This is a genomic window from Burkholderia sp. BCC1999 (assembly GCF_905339975.1).
GTDB lineage: Bacteria > Pseudomonadota > Gammaproteobacteria > Burkholderiales > Burkholderiaceae > Burkholderia.
Map to the genome: position 1 here is coordinate 249,114 of NZ_CAJPHP010000009.1, position 16,507 is coordinate 265,620.

Genomic DNA, 16,507 nt, shown 5'->3' on the forward strand with positions numbered 1-16,507 from the left:
AGACGATCCGGGACGCTTGAGGTGAGGTTTTTCGGGAGCTGTGAAACGGTGAGGCTGCGCCACGCAAGGCTGCTCACGGATCATGTGCGTGAGCAGCCGTTTCCCGATCAGTGAGTTTCGTCGATGCCGGTTGCGTCACCGTTGTGGTCGGCCAAACCGTCGCGCCAGTTTTTCCACGCGCGATGCAGGCGGTTCGACGAGATCGGACGCATGAAGCCCAGCCATTTGCCGACGCGCTCGGGCGGGACATCGTGCTCGAACAGCTCGGCCGCGTAGGTATTGCGCAGCGTTTGCGGGCTGGCACGCGCGGTGCGCGATGACGTGAGCCCGGCCGATTCGACGATCGCGTCGATCGCGCGCAGCATCGTCGCCTTGTGCATCGGCCGTCCGGCATGCGATGCGGGGAACACGAGTTCTCCCGGAATCTCCTGGCGCTTGCGCTCGGTCAGCCATGCTTCGAGCAGCGCGATCGCAAACGAGGCCAGATGGGTTTCGCGCGCGTAATCCGGATGCGTCGACTCGATCTGCAGCGACGTGGCGCTCGTATTGATGCAACTAATCGTGAGTGCACGCGCTTCGCCGGTCTTGATGCCGGCACCGAGAAACGCAGCGACGAGCGCGCGGTCGCGCCGCTCTTTCCAGTAAGCGGAGCCCGATACGCCGATCGGCGAAAACAGATAGGCGAGCAAGGTCGCGCGCTCGGCCGGCGTGAGGAAACCGGTCGGCTCGTTGTCGCGTGCCTTGCGCCAGTTCGCTTCGCCATCCTGAGCAATGAAACGGGCCGGGTTGGTCGATGCGTATTCGGTGCGCCGGATGTGATCGAGCACGCGCTCGATCAGTCGCAGGTAGCGCATGCGCTGCGTTTTCCGGATCGACAACTCGCCGACGAAGTTTGCGATGGTGGCCGTGTCGACCGTTGCCAGATTCTTCTGGTGCGCACGCATCCAGGTGAGAAAAGCGCCCCACTGCGCGCGATAGACGTCGGCCGACGACCGGCGATAGTCCTGCATTGCAAGCCAGGCGTCGAACGCGGCTTCGGGCGAGACTATCCAGTCGGATGCGCCGCGGTCGAACAGATCCTTTTCTTCCGGGCGTGCAGCGGTGTCGGGAGAGGCGGGAAGGGACATGGTGTTTATTCCGTTAGTTGCGTATATGGTAGCCCTTTCCGCAACCTGTCGGGCAGCAAGAGACTGGACCGGCCGCCGTGCGCTGCAGCCGGGGCTTGACCCTCAGTCGCCCCAGGCCTTGGACTGACGGTGAGCGCGCTCGCGAGGCGCCGCGTCGTGCGACGTGGCCGCAGCTTCATACGCGAGCACCGCGAACGAAAAGACGGCGGGCAGCGCGTTCGAGCGCCCGAAGTCGATCGGATCGTCCGTTTCGGGAAAGGTCATGTCCGACGGCCGTTCGAACAGTTGACGCATGCCGGCTTCGTGCCGGCTGGCAAAGCCGAGGTCGGCGAGCGCCTCGGCCTCGATTGCGTGCAGCAGGCGCCACGTCAGCGGCACGCGCTGGTGGATATAGCGCCCGGCGATATGCCGGACGATCAACTCGAGATCGTGCGCGGCAGCCTTGAAGCTGAGCGCGGCCAAATCTTGTTCTTCTGTCATTGCAGGCTCCTGTCGACCGGGGCGGGCGCCTCGGTGCGCCGGCTCCGGCCCGTGCATGGCGGAATGTCCGTATACTGTACAAACATACAGTGTTTTCCGCAACTGGCCTGCGATTGACTGTTTGGCCGACTATCCGCGCCGTCAGCGATGGATCACGATCAGCAATGCCCGCGCCTCGGCCTTGCCGGGGTTGCGGATCGCGTGAGGCTCGTCGGCGGGGTAGCGTGCGGTGTCGCCCACCTTCAGGCGACGGCTCGCTGCCGCAGCCTCGATTTCCATCGCGCCTTGCAGCACGGTGAGGTGCTCGCGCGTGCCGGGTTCGTGTGCGTTCGATACCAGTGCGCCACCGCCCGGTAGCGTCAGCTCGTACCACTCGAACTTGCCGGCGAGGTCGATCGGGCCCCATACGCGCAACTGGTACCGGCCGTCATGGCCGGCGAGCGTGGGGATGTCGTGCGGGCCGTCCACCCGGATCGTCTCGGGCGCCTTCGGCTGAGAGAACAATTCGTCGAGCGTGATGCCGAGCGCATTCGTCAGGCGCCACGCGACGGCGATCGTCGGGTTGGCCTTGTCGCGTTCGATCTCGGAGAGCATCGATTTCGATACGCCGGCCGCGCGCGACAGGTCGTCGAGCGTCAGCTTGCGCTCGTTGCGCAGCCGCTGGATCTGCTCGCCGACACGCGGCGGCGTGACGGCCGGCGGCTGCGGTGCGGCGCTGGCAGGCGTGCGCCGCGACCCGGAGGAACTTGCCATTTGGATTCCGTTCGCTTAGAGTTGTTCGATATTTCGAATTCTAGTTCGGAATATCGGATAAATGCGGTCAACCGAACGACCGACTATAACAGTAGCAGGCCGTTGCGCCGCCGCCACGAGTGGCGCGTTGCGGAATGCGAAACCCTGTCAGGAGCTTTGCGATGCGTGATGCCTTTCTCGCCCAGGTGCGCGGGACGCTCGACCAGATCCGCGCGGACGGTTTTTACAAGACCGAGCGCGAGATCGCGAGTCCCCAGGCGGCTGCAGTGCGGCTCGCCGGCGGTGCCGGCGTGCTCAATTTCTGCGCGAACAACTATCTGGGTCTGGCGAACGATCCGCGCCTGATCGACGCGGCGAAGGCCGGCCTCGACCAGGACGGCTTCGGCATGGCATCGGTCCGTTTCATCTGCGGCACGCAAACCGTCCACAAGCAGCTGGAGAGCGCGCTGGCCGCGTTTCTCGGCACCGAGGACAGCATCCTCTATTCGAGCTGCTTCGACGCGAACGGCGGGCTGTTCGAGACGCTGCTCGACGAGAACGACGCGATCATCAGCGACGAGCTGAACCACGCGAGCATCATCGACGGCGTTCGCCTCTGCAAGGCGAAGCGCTTCCGCTACAAGAACAACGATCTGGCCGACCTCGAGGCGAAGCTCAAGGAAGCCGATGCGGCGGGCGCGCGCCACAAGCTGATCGCGACCGACGGCGTGTTCTCGATGGACGGCATCATCGCCGACCTGAAAGGCATCTGCGATCTCGCCGATCGCTACGGTGCGGTCGTGATGGTCGACGATTCGCACGCGGTCGGCTTCATCGGCACGCACGGCCGCGGCACGCCCGAGCACTGCGGCGTCGAAGGCCGCGTCGACATCATCACGGGCACGCTCGGCAAGGCGCTCGGTGGTGCATCGGGCGGCTATGTCGCCGCGCGTCGCGAAGTCATCGAGCTGCTGCGCCAGCGCTCGCGCCCGTATCTCTTCTCGAACACGCTCACGCCGAGCATTGCCGCGGCCTCGCTGAAGGTGCTGGAACTGCTCGGCAGCGACGAAGGCGCGAAGCTGCGCGAGCGCGTGCGCGAGAACGGCGCGCGTTTCCGCCAGCAGATGACCGAAGCCGGTTTCACGCTCGTGCCCGGCGCGCATCCGATCATCCCGGTGATGCTCGGCGACGCGCAGCTCGCGACGAACATGGCCGACAAGCTGCTCGGCGAAGGCGTCTACGTGATCGGCTTTTCGTTCCCGGTCGTGCCGCGTGGCCGCGCGCGCATCCGTACGCAGATGAGCGCCGCGCATACGCCCGAGCAGATCGACCAGACGGTCGCCGCGTTCGTGCGCGTCGGCAAGTCGCTCGGCATCATCTGACGGAGGCTCGATCATGAAAGCACTGGCAAAGCTCGAACGCGGCCCCGGACTCACGCTCACGCGCGTGAAGCGTCCGGAAGTCGGCCACAACGACGTGCTGATCAAGATCCGCCGTACGGCGATCTGCGGCACCGACATCCATATCTGGAAGTGGGACGACTGGGCGCAGAAGACGATTCCCGTGCCGATGCACGTCGGTCACGAATACGTCGGCGAGATCGTCGAGATGGGGCAGGAAGTGCGCGGCTTCGCGATCGGCGATCGCGTGTCCGGCGAAGGCCACATCACGTGCGGTTTCTGTCGCAACTGCCGAGCGGGGCGCCGGCATCTGTGCCGCAACACGGTCGGCGTCGGCGTGAACCGCGAAGGCGCGTTCGCCGAGTATCTGGCGATTCCGGCGTTCAACGCGTTCAAGATTCCGCCGGAGATTTCCGACGATCTCGCGTCGATCTTCGATCCGTTCGGCAACGCGACGCACACGGCGCTGTCGTTCAATCTCGTCGGCGAAGACGTGCTGATCACCGGCGCGGGCCCGATCGGCATCATGGCCGTCGCGATCGCGAAGCACGTCGGCGCGCGCAACGTCGTGATCACCGACATCAACGACTACCGGCTCGAGCTCGCGCGCAAGATGGGTGCGACGCGTGCGGTCAACGTCGCACGCGAATCGCTGCGCGATGTGATGGCCGACCTGCACATGACCGAAGGTTTCGACGTCGGTCTCGAGATGTCGGGCGTGCCGAGCGCGTTCACGAGCATGCTCGAGGCGATGAACCACGGCGGCAAGGTCGCGCTGCTCGGCATCCCGCCCGCGCAGACGGCGATCGACTGGAACCAGGTGATCTTCAAGGGGCTCGAGATCAAGGGCATCTACGGTCGCGAGATGTTCGAGACCTGGTACAAGATGGTCGCGATGCTGCAGAGCGGCCTCGACCTGTCGCCGATCATCACGCATCGCTTCGCGGCCGACGATTTCGAGCAAGGCTTCGCCGCGATGCTGTCGGGCGAAAGCGGCAAGGTGATTCTCGACTGGACGGCCTGAGTCGAGTGTCCAGACGGGGCAGTGCGGCGCGTTTGCCGCCTGCCCCGCTTTCGTTTGCACGCGCATCGTCAACATCGATGCGCGTGATTCGACGCTTGAGGTGAGATTATTCGGGAGCTGTGTTCGCATGCGTGAATCACGCCGCGATCACACATCGGTGACTTGCAATCGCACGTTCGCTTCACCTGTCAGCTTCCGCTTCGCTTTGCCCCTTCACGCCGTTCGGTGCCTGCTCTCCCCCTTCCCATACGCTTCCCTGCTTCGCCGGCCGGGCGATCGTTCGCGACGCACCGCACGCGACACCGAATTGAATCGCGACATCAACCGTGAGCCTGCGAACCGCGTTGCGACTCACTCATACGCATTGTGCATGGCGTCCAACGGTGCGCGGATTGCTACTTGTTCCGTTCACCCTTCACCCATCGCGGTTCGAGCTGAAGATTCAACACGACGAGCCAGCGTTTCGGGCATTGCGGCGCAACGTCGACCGGATCGCCATGCGCGCCGGGAACCGTGACGAACCCGTGCTGCGCCGCGAATTGATACGCGCGTAACGCATCCGCTTGCAGCCAGAAGCTGACGAGCGCGCATGTCACGAAGCGGAACAGCAGCACCGTCGCGGCGTCCGGCGCGAAACCGGCGGCGCCCAGCAGGCCTTCGAACGCGAACGCCAGCGCCTGCGCAACCGCGATCGTGACGATCGTCAGCTTCATCACACCGCGCAGTCGAAGCGCCGCACACACACGTGCCTGCCGGGCGTCGAGCTGTGCGCGATCCTCGCCGTCCTCGCGCTTCGGCACCTCGTGTTTCATGACACCGCACCGGCTTGCCGCGCGACCTCGATCTGCGTCGTGCCGCACGCACGCATGCGGTCGTTCGCGATGCTGACGGCTTTGCACAGGATCACGCTGTCGTAGTTGTGCCCCGGAAAACGCATCACGTCGACCGGCTGAAATCCTTCGCGGCGATAGAAATCGACGAGCCGGACCGCCGCATGCGGCGCGTCGAGCGCGAGGTGCGTCGCGCCGCGCGCGGCGGCACGATGTTGCGCAAACGCGAGCAGTGAGCGGCCGATGCCGCGATCCTGCCAGACCGGGTCGACGGCCAGCTGGCCGAGCGTCGCGACGCACCGGCTGCGATACGGATCGCAGCGGGAATCGGGATCGTGCGACAGCATCGTCATCGTCGCGACCAGATGCGCGTTGCCGAGCGCGACGAAGCACTCGCCGGTGAGCATGCGTTCACGCGTCGCCGACGCCGATTGATCGACGCTCGGGCAATTGAAGCCCAGTGCGCCGAGCGGGGCGAACGCGCGATGCAGCAGCGCGGTCAGGGCGTCGTACGAATCGCTGCACGGGTCGAAGCGCCGCACGACGACGCGGCCGTCGAGCCGCTTCGCATAAGCCGCATAGGCGCGCACGGGGCGCGCGGATTCCGGTCGCTGCATGATGTCCTTGTGCCCAGACAGGGTGACCGAAGTGTAGTGAGCGTCCCGAATCGGCTTCAAGAAAAAATGTCGTAAACGCGCGCCGCCAGGCCGCGCTTCAGCCCTCCCGTCGATGGGGCTTTTTCACATGGGTATTGACGATGGAGAACGATCGTTCTACCGTAAACCCATGAACACACCTCACGACTCCTCCGGCGAACCGGGCGTTCGCGACCGGCTGCTCGACGCGGCCGAAGCGCTGATCTACTCGGGCGGCATCCACGCAACGGGTGTCGATGCGATCGTCAAGCGATCCGGCGCGGCACGAAAGAGCTTTTATTCGCATTTCGAATCGAAAGAGGCGCTGGTGGTCGCCGCGCTCGAACGTCGCGACGCACGCTGGATGCGCTGGTTCGTCGACGCCACGCTGGCGTGCGGCAAGGCGCCGCGCGCACAGCTGCTCGGCATGTTCGACGTGTTGCGCGACTGGTTCGGGCAGCCTGGTTTTCATGGCTGCGCGTTCCTGAACGCATCGGGCGAGATCCCCGACGCCGACGATCCCGTGCGGGTCGTCGCGCGCGAGCACAAGGCACGGCTGCTGGCATTCGTGCGCGAGTGTTTCGATGCGTATGCCGACGAAGCCGGCCTCGAGCGCCGCGGGCTTGCCCGCATCGCGCGCCAGTGGCTCGTGCTGATCGACGGCGCGATCGGCGTGGCGCTCGTCAGTGGCGATGCAAACGCCGCGCGCGATGCGCGCGCGACGGCCGAACTGCTGCTCGATGCCGTGTCCCGGTAGCCGGTGCAGCGAATCCGAACCGGCTGCGTTCGTTCGCAGCCAGAACCTGAACAGGAGCAACCCATGTCCGCTTCCCCCGAAGTTCGCCCACCCGTTCCGCCCTTCACGCTTGAAACGGCGCGCCAGAAGGTGCGCGCTGCCGAGGACGCATGGAACACGCGCGACCCGCAACGCGTGTCGCTCGCCTATACGCCGCAAAGCCGATGGCGCAATCGTGCCGAGTTCGTCACGGGCCGCGACGAGATCGTCGGGCTGCTGCAGCGGAAATGGACGCGCGAGCTCGACTACCGGCTGATCAAGGAGCTGTGGGCGTTCGGCGGCAATCGCATCGCGGTGCGCTTTGCGTACGAATGGCATGACGACGCGGGCAACTGGTTTCGTTCGTACGGTAACGAGAACTGGGAGTTCGACGAAAACGGCCTGATGGCGCATCGTCACGCGAGCATCAATGATCTGCCGATTCGCGAGGCGGACCGTCTTTATCACTGGCCGCTCGGTCGTCGTCCGGACGATCATCCGGGGCTGTCCGACCTCGGGCTGTGAGGTTCACGTCGATTCAGCGGAGCGGCGAACGCATCACCGAGGTTCAATGGTGAGGAAATTCGGGAGTCGCAACGCTAAGGTGAGATTTTTCGGGAGGAGGTGAAATGTCGCGTCGAACCGTGTGTTCCGAACAGGTCGACGCGTGATTGCACGGGTGAAGCAGACACGTCGACGCATAGCGAGCGGTGTGCGTTGCCGCGTGATGCATCTCACCGATCGCATCGGTGAAGCATTGACGATCGGTGTGAGTGAGCGTGACGTGCCACTCACCGATCGGATCGACATCAGCTCGCACGCTTCCGAAGAATCTGCACGCGTGCGCAAACGCATCGCGTGTTGCTCACCGCAGACGGATTCGTGAAGTGTCGCCCGGCACGGGCGCCGGGCGCGACCTTCGATCCTCGGCCCTCAGCCCGCGATCCGCGCGGCGATCGCCTCGCCCACTTCCTGCGTGCCTGCATTACCGCCGAGATCGCGCGTATGCGGCCCCGTGCGCAGCACGTCCTCGATCGCGGCGACGATCACGTCGTGCGCTTCACGTTCGCGGCCCGTGCCGTTGCCGAGGAAGTCGAGCATCATCGCCGCCGACCAGATCATCGCGACCGGGTTCGCGATGTATTGCCCCGCGATGTCGGGTGCCGACCCATGCACGGGTTCGAACAGCGACGGGAACGTGCGGTCGGGGTTCAGGTTCGCCGACGGCGCGATGCCGATCGTGCCCGTACAGGCCGGCCCGAGATCCGACAGGATGTCGCCGAACAGGTTCGACGCGACGACGACGTCGAAGCGGTCAGGCTGCAGCACGAAGCGCGCGCACAGGATGTCGATGTGCTGCTTGTCGACGGCGATCTCCGGATAGCGTTCGGCCATTTCGGCCGCGCGCGCATCCCACCACGGCATGCTGATCGCGATGCCGTTGCTCTTCGTCGCGACGGTGAGGCGCTTCGCGCGCCGTTGCGCGAGCTCGAACGCGAATTTCAGCACGCGCTCGGTGCCGTGCCGCGTGAAGATCGACTGCTGCATCACGACTTCGCGATCGGTGCCTTCGAACATCGTGCCGCCGACCGACGAATATTCGCCCTCGGTGTTCTCGCGCACGATCATGAAATCGATGTCGCCCGCGCGGCGGCCGGCGAGCGGCGACGGCACGCCGTCGAACAGGCGCGCGGGCCGCAGGTTGATGTACTGGTCGAATTCGCGGCGGAATTTCAGCAGCGAGCCCCACAGCGAGATGTGATCGGGCACCGTCGCGGGCCAGCCGACCGCGCCGAACAGGATCGCGTCCATGCCCGACAACTGCGCCTTCCAGTCGTCCGGCATCATCTTGCCGTGCTGCGCATAGTAGTCGCAGCTCGCCCAGTCGATCTCGACGAAGTCGAAGCGGATGCCGAAGCGCGCGGTGACGGCGGCGAGCGCGCGCAGGCCCTCGGGCATCACTTCGCGGCCGATGCCGTCGCCGGGGATCACGGCAATCCTGTAGGTCTTGTCGGTCATGCAAATCTCCTTGGCTGGTTGGTCGGCTGCCGAGGGAGGCAGCCGGCCGTCACGTCATTCTATTTATTTCCATCCGGATTAAAATCGCTCGAAAGGTTAATCGACTTTCCACGAATCGTGAATAAATCCCCGAATCTCGACGACCTGCGCGTGTTCAGCCTGGTTGTCCGCCTGGCGAGCTTCAGCGCGGCCGCCGAGCAGCTCGCGGTGTCGCCTGCGTACGTCAGCAAGCGCATCGCATTGCTCGAGGCGCAGCTCGGTACGCGCCTGCTGCATCGCTCGACGCGTCGCGTGAGCGCGACCGAAGCAGGCGAACGCGTATTCGCGCGCGCCGAGAAGATTCTCGACGACGTCGATCATCTCGTCGAGGACGTGTCGACTACCCGCACGGTGCCGCGCGGCACGCTGCGCATCTCGAGCAGCTTCGGCTTCGGCCGGCATGTCGTTGCGCCGGCGCTGCTCGACTTCAGCGCGCGCTATCCGCAACTGAACGTGCGGCTCGATCTGTTCGACCGGCTCGTCGATGTCGCGGGAGAGGGCTACGACCTCGACGTGCGGATCGGCGACGAGATCGCCGATCACCTGATCGCGCGCCGCCTCGCCGCGAATCATCGCGTGCTGTGCGCGTCGCCCGACTATCTCGCACGACGCGGCACGCCGCGCTCGCTCGCGGATCTCACATCGCACGATTGTCTTGCAATCAAGGAGCGCGACCATCCGTTCGGTGTATGGCGATTGAACGTGCGCGGCGAGACGGTCACGGTGAAGGTCGGCGGCGCGCTGTCGACGAATCATGGCGAGGTGGCCGTGCAGTGGGCGCTGGCGGGACGCGGGATCGTATTGCGGTCGATCTGGGAGGCCGCGCCGCTGATCGAGCGCGGCGAACTGTGCCGCGTGCTGCCGGACGCGATCCAGCCCGCGAACATCTGGGCTGTGTATCCGGAACGCGTCGCAGCGTCGGCGAAGGTGCGCGTGTGCGTGGATTTTCTGGTGGAGACGCTGGCCGGCCTGAATGCAGCGGCAGGTGACGATACGGCCTGAAATCGTCTAAAGGTGAGCTTTTACGGGGGGCGTGCGCAGGCACCGAAGCAGCGCTGGATGCGACGTCGAGCGGCCCGACGGGCGGGCCTTCGGCGGCGCCTGCGGGAGACTCAGGCCGCGCTCGATGCGCCGAGCATCAGGTCGAGATTCTGCACGGCTGCGCCCGATGCCCCTTTGCCGAGATTGTCGAACACGGCGGACAGCAGTACCTGACCGTGCTCTTCATTGACGAATACGCCGAGCCGCAGGTCATTGGTGCCGTTCAGCGCTTGCGGATCGAGATGCGTGATCGCGCGTGCGTCGGCAAGCGGCGTGACGTCGACATGACGTGCGCCGGCGTAATGGTGCGCGAGGCACGCATGCAACTGCTCACCGGTCACGCCGGCCGGAAGCAGGCGCAGTTCGATCGGTATGGTGAGCACGATGCCTTGCCGGTAGGCACCGTAGGCCGGCACGAAGAACGGCCGGTGTGCGAGCCCGGCGTGCAGCCGGATCTCGGGGGCATGCTTGTGCTCCAGTGCCAGGCCATACACCTGCAGCGGCAGCCCGCGCGCGGCGGCGTCACCCGATTCGAATGCTTCGACGGCCGCCCTTCCGCCCCCCGAGTAACCGGAGACCGCATGGATGCTCACCGGGTAGTCGCGCGGCAGCAGGCCGGCTTGTTGCAGCGGGCGCAGCAGGCCGATCGCGCCCGTCGGGTAGCAGCCCGGATTGGTGACGCGCTTCGCGTGCGCAATGTTCTGCGCATGTCCTTCGGCCATCTCGGGAAAGCCGTAGACCCATTCGGGCTGCGTGCGGTGAGCGGAACTCGCATCGATCACGCGTACCGCCGGGTTCCGGACGAAGCCGACCGCTTCGCGCGCGGCCGCATCGGGCAGGCACAGGATCGCGATATCGCATGCGTTGAGCGCGTCGGCGCGGCGCACGGGGTCCTTGCGTTCGGCAGCCGGAAGCGTGAGCAGCCGCAAGTCGGCGCGCTCGCGCAGGCGCTCGTGAATCAGCAGTCCGGTCGTGCCCTGGTCGCCGTCGATGAAGACAGTGGGGAAGCTCATGATGGTCGTGTTCCTCGCGTTCGGTCGTCGGGGGAAAGCCGTATCGTCCGCCGAACGCCTAGAATAGGAAAAGTTGAATTTACTGACTATCTGCTTCAGCTTTCCTGAACGAGAGGTGTTTGATGCGCGAGATCAGTCTCGACCGCCTGCGTACGCTGGTCGCGATCGCCGACCAGGGATCCTTTGTCGCGGCGGCGCAATGGCTTCATCTCGCACCGCCCACCGTCAGTCTTCATATTGCCGAGCTGGAAAGCCGCGTCGGCGCGCCATTGCTGTCCCGCACGCGCGGAAACGTGCGGCCTTCGACGATCGGTGAAGTGCTGGTGGAGCGGGCGCGGCGTCTGCTGGCCGAAGTCGAATCCACGCTGGACGACGTGCAGCGGCAGGTGCAGGGGTTGACCGGGCGCGTGCGCCTTGGCGCATCGACCGGGGCGATCGCGCATCTGTTGCCGCAGGCGGTGGCGCGGCTGCGCGAACAGCATCCGGATATCGACGTCCAGATCGCGGTGCTCACGTCGCAGGACACGCTGGCGCGCATTGCGCAGGGCACGCTCGACGTCGGTCTGGTGGCGTTGCCCCAGGCGGCGGTCGCGGGGCTGTCGATCCGCGCGTGGCGGCGCGATCCGGTGATGGCGTTCCTGCCCGCGGACTGGCGGCTTCCGGCGCGCGTGACGCCGGCCTATCTGGCGGCGCGTCCGCTGATTCTCAACGATGCGACGACGCGCCTGTCGCGGCTCACGACGGAATGGTTCGCGCTCGGCGGCCACCGGCCCGAGCCGCGGATCGAACTCAACTACAACGATGCGATCAAGAGCCTGGTCGCCGCAGGTTACGGTGCGACGCTGCTGCCGCACGAGGCCGGCGCGCCGCTGCCGGATGCGCGCATCGTCATGCGGCCGCTACGCCCGGCGTTGTGGCGCGAACTGGGTATTGCCCATCGGGCCGGCCCCGTCGAACGGGCGACGCAGCACGTGCTCGACGCGCTGTGGGCGCTCGGCGCGCGATAGCGGATCTTGGTGCGGTTTTGCCCGTGTGGGCCGAACGCGCGTGGTTCAGAGCCGGTTGTCCTTCGCGAGCATCAGCACGCGCGCCCAGCGCTGCGCATCGCGCTTGTCCGTCATCGGCAGCTTCCATTCGCTGCGCACGGCGTCGCGCACGCGCACGACGAGATGCCAGCGGCCGCCGATCGGCGCGACCTGGCAGCCGTCGAGCTGCGACAGCGTATAGCGGCCGTCGGCGCCGTCATGCGACAACCACAGCAGCCCTTGCGTTGCCGACAGGCGCAACTCGCCCCACGCGCGATGCACGATGTGCGTCCAGCCTTCTTCCTTCGTATTTGGTGCGACGTCGCGGCGGCGTTTGATCCACCACGCGACCAGTGCGATCACGATTGCGGCGGCGAGCACGGCGGCCGCGATCGCGACCGGCTGGCCGAACTGCGCGGCGATGACGTGAAACAGGTGAACCGCGCCCCATCCAATTGCGATGAGCGCGAAGAGCGCAATGAAAATCGGCATGTCGAATCTGAAAGGAGAACGGCCCGGCGCATGCATCGCGCCGGGCCGCCGTACACGGCATTACCGGCGGCGGTGAATGTCGTGCGTGACGAAGCCCGCGTCGTTGTTGGGCAGCGCGAGGCCGTCCTTCACTGCGAGCGTCTTGCGGATGTCGTCGAGACCCGCGGACCAGTGGTCGCGCATCGTCGACAGACCGAACTGATAGTCCTTGTAGTGATGCTCGTACGCCTTCTGCTGGTAGATCAGGTGCTGGATGTTGTACTTCTTGCTGCACGACATCGCATCGGCCTCGATGCACCACGGATCGGCCTTGCGCTGCTCGTCCGGTACCTGGTCGAGCACGTGGCGCAGCACGTTGCGGTAGCGCTGCTCGCGCTGCAGCGTGTCGGTCACGAAACGCGTGCGGCTCGAATACTGCACGTCCTTCGTGCGTTCGGCGACGTCGGCCATCGTGCGCGGCAACGGCCCGCGCGCGCTCCACAGATCGACCTGGAACGCGAGCGTGTCGCGGCGCGGCCGTGCGCGGAGCACTTCCATCAGCGGCGTATTCGACACGACACCGCCGTCCCAGTAGTACTCGCCGTCGATCTCGACGGGCGGGAACGCGGGCGGCAGCGCACCGGACGCCATGAAGTGCTCGGGCGCGAGACGGATGCGCGAGTTGTCGAAGTACACGAAGTTGCCGGTGCCGACGTTGACCGCGCCGACCGACACGCGCGTTTCGCCCGAATTGATCCGGTCGAAGTCGCACAGTTTCAGTAGCGTCGTGCGCAATTGCGACGTGTCGTACCAGCTGATTTTCTCCGGATGATCCGACACGCCCGGCAGCGGCGGCGGGAAACGCGGCACGAAGAAGCCCTGCTGGCCCTGCATCATCGCGCTGGCTGCCTGCGACGCGGTGAAGAACGTGCGGATCTGGTCGATGCTGTTGAACAGCGCGAATTCGAACGCGGCCGGAATCGTCGGGAAGAACGCCGGCTGGCAGATCGTTTCCCAGAATTCGCGCAGGCGCTCGACGCGATGCTCGGGCGCATTGCCGGCGATCAGCGCGGTGTTGAGCGCGCCGATCGAGATGCCGGCGATCCAGTCGAGCGGAACGCCCGCCTCGTGCAGCCCTTCGAACACGCCGGCCTGATACGCGCCGAGCGCGCCGCCGCCCTGCAGGACGAGCGCGATCGTCTCGTACGGCAGCGACCGCGCGGGGGCCGGCGCGCCGGCTTCGTGATGCAGGTCCGCCGCATCGACGGCCTGCTTTTCGGTGGGGGCGCGGGGCTTCACTGCATGAACCAGCCGTGGCTGACGACGAACGACTGGCCCGTGAGCGCGGCGCTCGGGAACGCCGACAGGAACAGCACCGTCTGTGCGACGTCCTGCACCGTCGTGAACACGCCGTCGACGGTGTTGCCGAGCATCACCTTCTTGATCACTTCTTCCTCGCTGATGCCGAGCTCCTTCGCCTGCTCCGGAATCTGCTTGTCGACCAGCGGCGTGCGCACGAAACCCGGACACACGACGTGCGAGCGCACGTTGTGCTTCGCGCCTTCCTTCGCCAGCACGCGGGCGAGGCCCAGCAGGCCGTGCTTGGCCGTCACGTACGCCGATTTCAGCGGCGACGCTTCGTGCGAGTGCACCGAACCCATGTAGATCACGACGCCGCCGCGATCGTCCTTGTACATGTGCTTGAGCGCGGCCTTCGTCGTCAGGAACGCGCCGTCGACGTGGATCGCCTGCATCTTCTTCCAGTCGGAGAACGAATAGTTCTCGATCGGGTTGACGATCTGGATGCCCGCGTTCGACACGAGGATGTCGACCGAGCCGAATGCTTCGGCAACCTTGTCGATGCCGCTGTTCACGGCGTCCTCGTTCGTCACGTCCATCGCGACGCCGATCGCCTTGCCGCCCGCCTTGATGATCTCGTCGGCGACCGCGTTCGCGCCGTCCTGGTTCAGGTCGGCGATCGCGACGGCCGCGCCTGCCTTGGCGAGCTCGAGTGCGATTTCCTTGCCGATGCCGCTCGCGGCGCCCGTGACGACTGCGGTCTTGCCATTCAGGTTGCTCATTTCGAATTCCCGTGGTGAAAGGATTGACAGGGAGAAAGGACTGCGGACGTGTTACTGAGCCAGGTAATCGTAGACGACTTCGCCGAGGCCCAGCGTCAAATCTGCGACCAGGTGCCGGGCTTCGACGATTTCGAGCACGGGCAGGTCGGCCACGGGCGCCAGTGCGTGCGGCGCCAGTTCGAGCGAGGCGGGGCCCGTCCACGCGCCCTTCATCTTGATGTCCTGCATGTAATAGCGCACCAGTTCGCAGACGCGCGCGGTGCCGTCGACGTGCGGGATGATCTTCAGCAGGAAATTGGGGCCGGCGAGACGCTTCGTCTGCTCGTCGATGTCCAGTTCCTTGTGCTTGTAGCCCATCGTGCCGGTGGCGACGCGCACCTTGCCGTAGTCGAGCGTGCCGAGGATGTGGTCGGTGTTCACGTGCAGCGTGGGCGACGCGAGCTTCTTCGGGAAGCCCCACAGCTCGCGGCCGCCGGCGATCGGCGGGTGATCGTCGAGATACATCGCGAGCGTGTAGCCGCCCGGCTGGCCGTTGTATTCGACCGGGATGACCTGGCCGCTTTCGGTGTAGTCGCCGAAGCCGGTCGAATCGGCCATGCGAATGAATTCGTAATGCACGAGCGGCTCGGTGACCTGCAGCGGCTCGGGGACAATTTCGCGGAGACGGTCCGGATCGGTGCGATACGTGATGATCAGAAACTCACGATCGACGAAACGGTACGGGCCCATCGGGAAGGCAGGGCTGGTCAACGGCATCGCAAACGCTTTCGATCGGACATCGCTGGCTTTCATGCGGACTCCTTGTTGTTGATCGCTTCGTGGATGAGTGCTCGTAAGCTCGTAATCCTATGCCTGTGCGTTGCCGTTGTGCGATGCCGCATATGGAATTAATTGTTGCCGATTTCGAAGAATTCGCGACGTAAATATTGAGATGAATGACGCAAACGGCAGGGATGGCGCCCGGCGGCGCGATGGTCGCACGCGTCGATGACGCCACGATGTGAAAAAGGTGAGTCTTTACGGGAGGCCGGGTGAGCCTTTACGGGAGACAGTCGCGCGGGAATATGACAATTGTGTGAACTTGCGTTGCAGTGCAGGCTCTAAGTGCGTTCGCCGCAGCGGGATTCGCGCCAGCGGCCACATTAAGCATCGCTTAAGCGGGTGCGCCCTAGCATCGTTCGTATCGGGCCGGGCAACCGGTCGAATTTTTTACGCCCCACGCAACCGGATTCATGCAGAACCTCAATCTCACCCTCTTTTCCGCCATCAACGCCGGGGTTGCGCCGCAGCCGGGCGTCGCCCGCCTCGCGATCTTTGCCGCCGACTGGCTCGTCTACGCACTGCCGGCCATGCTGCTGCTGACCTGGATCTTCGGCGCGCGCCCGACGCGGCGCCAGGCGATCGAAGCCGGCGTCGGCGTATGCGTGGCGCTCGCGCTTGCGCAGGTGATCGGGCATGTCTGGTTCTCGCCGCGCCCGTTCATGGCCGGCGTCGGCACGCAACTGATTCCGCACGCGCCGGACAGCTCGTTTCCGAGCGATCACATGACGTTCGCGTGGAGCCTGGCTGTGGGCCTGATGCTCGGCGGCTCGACGCGCGTGACCGGGTTCGTGATGGCCGCGATGGCCGTGGCGATTGCGTGGGGGCGCGTCTATGCGGGCGTGCACTGGCCGTTCGACATGGCGGGCGGTGTGCTGGTCGGTACGGCCGGTGCGCTGGCCGCGCACCTGTACGGGCAACGCGCGATCGCGCTGCTCGAACGCCTCGGCGATGCGGTACACGCGGTCGTGATGGGGCGCCGGCACGCGCCCTGAG

Annotated in this window: 18 protein-coding genes; 7 read left to right on the plus strand and 11 right to left on the minus strand. The window is 65.6% G+C overall.

The features are described 5' to 3' along the window. Nucleotides 1-107 precede the first annotated feature (107 nt). From U5809_RS15545 to U5809_RS15555, 3 genes are all read right to left on the minus strand, one after another. A complete protein-coding gene (locus U5809_RS15545; protein WP_322087158.1) occupies nt 108-1,127 on the minus strand; it encodes a tyrosine-type recombinase/integrase in 1,020 nt (339 codons plus the stop codon). Between the two features lie 102 nt (nt 1,128-1,229). After that, a complete protein-coding gene (locus U5809_RS15550; protein WP_322087159.1) occupies nt 1,230-1,607 on the minus strand; it encodes a DUF2471 family protein in 378 nt (125 codons plus the stop codon). A gap of 141 nt (nt 1,608-1,748) precedes the next feature. Beyond that, entirely contained in the window at nt 1,749-2,360 is a 612-nt protein-coding gene (locus U5809_RS15555) for a helix-turn-helix domain-containing protein (protein ID WP_193102032.1), read from the minus strand. Nucleotides 2,361-2,521: 161 nt separating this feature from the next. On the opposite strand from U5809_RS15555, the gene U5809_RS15560 reads away from it, so the two are divergent. Together U5809_RS15560 and tdh are read left to right on the plus strand one after the other, a co-directional pair. Continuing rightward, nucleotides 2,522-3,721 carry a glycine C-acetyltransferase gene (locus U5809_RS15560; RefSeq protein ID WP_322087160.1) on the plus strand — a complete coding sequence of 400 codons (1,200 nt, stop codon included), beginning with the start codon at nt 2,522-2,524 and terminating at the stop codon, nt 3,719-3,721. 13 nt (nt 3,722-3,734) lie between these two features. Beyond that, nucleotides 3,735-4,763 (plus strand): L-threonine 3-dehydrogenase, encoded by a 1,029-nt coding sequence (tdh, locus tag U5809_RS15565; RefSeq protein WP_176047845.1) that lies wholly within the window; start codon nt 3,735-3,737, stop codon nt 4,761-4,763. A gap of 395 nt (nt 4,764-5,158) precedes the next feature. Here tdh and U5809_RS15570 read toward each other — a convergent pair whose 3' ends face one another. Both U5809_RS15570 and U5809_RS15575 read right to left on the minus strand, forming a co-directional pair. After that, the gene (locus tag U5809_RS15570; protein WP_322087161.1) at nt 5,159-5,575 is read right to left on the minus strand and encodes a hypothetical protein; all 417 of its coding nucleotides are present in this window, start codon (nt 5,573-5,575) and stop codon (nt 5,159-5,161) included. Then, nucleotides 5,572-6,210 (minus strand): GNAT family N-acetyltransferase, encoded by a 639-nt coding sequence (locus U5809_RS15575; protein ID WP_322087162.1) that lies wholly within the window; start codon nt 6,208-6,210, stop codon nt 5,572-5,574. The genes U5809_RS15570 and U5809_RS15575 overlap by 4 nt, the downstream gene beginning before the upstream one ends. 169 nt (nt 6,211-6,379) lie before the next feature. Between U5809_RS15575 and U5809_RS15580 the strand changes: the two genes are divergently transcribed. Next, complete coding sequence (locus tag U5809_RS15580) at nt 6,380-6,985, plus strand: TetR/AcrR family transcriptional regulator (protein ID WP_322087163.1); 606 nt, start codon at nt 6,380-6,382, stop codon at nt 6,983-6,985. 63 nt (nt 6,986-7,048) lie between these two features. Beyond that, a complete protein-coding gene (locus U5809_RS15585; protein WP_027781811.1) occupies nt 7,049-7,528 on the plus strand; it encodes a DUF1348 family protein in 480 nt (159 codons plus the stop codon). 408 nt (nt 7,529-7,936) lie between these two features. Here U5809_RS15585 and U5809_RS15590 read toward each other — a convergent pair whose 3' ends face one another. Next, complete coding sequence (locus U5809_RS15590) at nt 7,937-9,022, minus strand: tartrate dehydrogenase (protein ID WP_322087164.1); 1,086 nt, start codon at nt 9,020-9,022, stop codon at nt 7,937-7,939. 117 nt (nt 9,023-9,139) lie between these two features. On the opposite strand from U5809_RS15590, the gene U5809_RS15595 reads away from it, so the two are divergent. Beyond that, entirely contained in the window at nt 9,140-10,063 is a 924-nt protein-coding gene (locus tag U5809_RS15595; protein ID WP_322087165.1) for a LysR substrate-binding domain-containing protein, read from the plus strand. A 110-nt stretch (nt 10,064-10,173) separates the two neighbouring features. Here the strand turns inward: U5809_RS15595 and argC are convergent, their stop codons facing one another. Further along, on the minus strand, nt 10,174-11,115 hold the full coding sequence (gene argC, locus U5809_RS15600; RefSeq protein ID WP_322087166.1) for an N-acetyl-gamma-glutamyl-phosphate reductase: 942 nt from the start codon (nt 11,113-11,115) through the stop codon (nt 10,174-10,176). Nucleotides 11,116-11,237: 122 nt separating this feature from the next. On the opposite strand from argC, the gene U5809_RS15605 reads away from it, so the two are divergent. Next, nucleotides 11,238-12,122, plus strand: a complete 885-nt coding sequence (locus tag U5809_RS15605) for a LysR family transcriptional regulator (protein WP_322087167.1) — start codon at nt 11,238-11,240, stop codon at nt 12,120-12,122. A gap of 45 nt (nt 12,123-12,167) precedes the next feature. On the opposite strand, the gene U5809_RS15610 is transcribed toward U5809_RS15605, so the two are convergent. Genes U5809_RS15610 through U5809_RS15625 form a run of 4 tightly spaced genes read right to left on the minus strand, consistent with a single transcriptional unit; the run spans nt 12,168 to nt 15,484 of the window. Next, nucleotides 12,168-12,632 (minus strand): signal peptide protein, encoded by a 465-nt coding sequence (locus tag U5809_RS15610; protein WP_322087168.1) that lies wholly within the window; start codon nt 12,630-12,632, stop codon nt 12,168-12,170. 60 nt (nt 12,633-12,692) lie between these two features. Then, nucleotides 12,693-13,910, minus strand: a complete 1,218-nt coding sequence (locus tag U5809_RS15615) for a patatin-like phospholipase family protein (RefSeq protein ID WP_322087169.1) — start codon at nt 13,908-13,910, stop codon at nt 12,693-12,695. After that, nucleotides 13,907-14,692 (minus strand): 3-hydroxybutyrate dehydrogenase, encoded by a 786-nt coding sequence (locus U5809_RS15620; protein ID WP_322087170.1) that lies wholly within the window; start codon nt 14,690-14,692, stop codon nt 13,907-13,909. The genes U5809_RS15615 and U5809_RS15620 overlap by 4 nt, the downstream gene beginning before the upstream one ends. Nucleotides 14,693-14,743: 51 nt before the next feature. Continuing rightward, on the minus strand, nt 14,744-15,484 hold the full coding sequence (locus tag U5809_RS15625; RefSeq protein WP_124456771.1) for an acetoacetate decarboxylase: 741 nt from the start codon (nt 15,482-15,484) through the stop codon (nt 14,744-14,746). Between the two features lie 440 nt (nt 15,485-15,924). On the opposite strand from U5809_RS15625, the gene U5809_RS15630 reads away from it, so the two are divergent. Further along, nucleotides 15,925-16,506 (plus strand): undecaprenyl-diphosphatase, encoded by a 582-nt coding sequence (locus tag U5809_RS15630; protein ID WP_322087171.1) that lies wholly within the window; start codon nt 15,925-15,927, stop codon nt 16,504-16,506. The last annotated feature ends 1 nt before the right edge of the window (nt 16,507 follow it).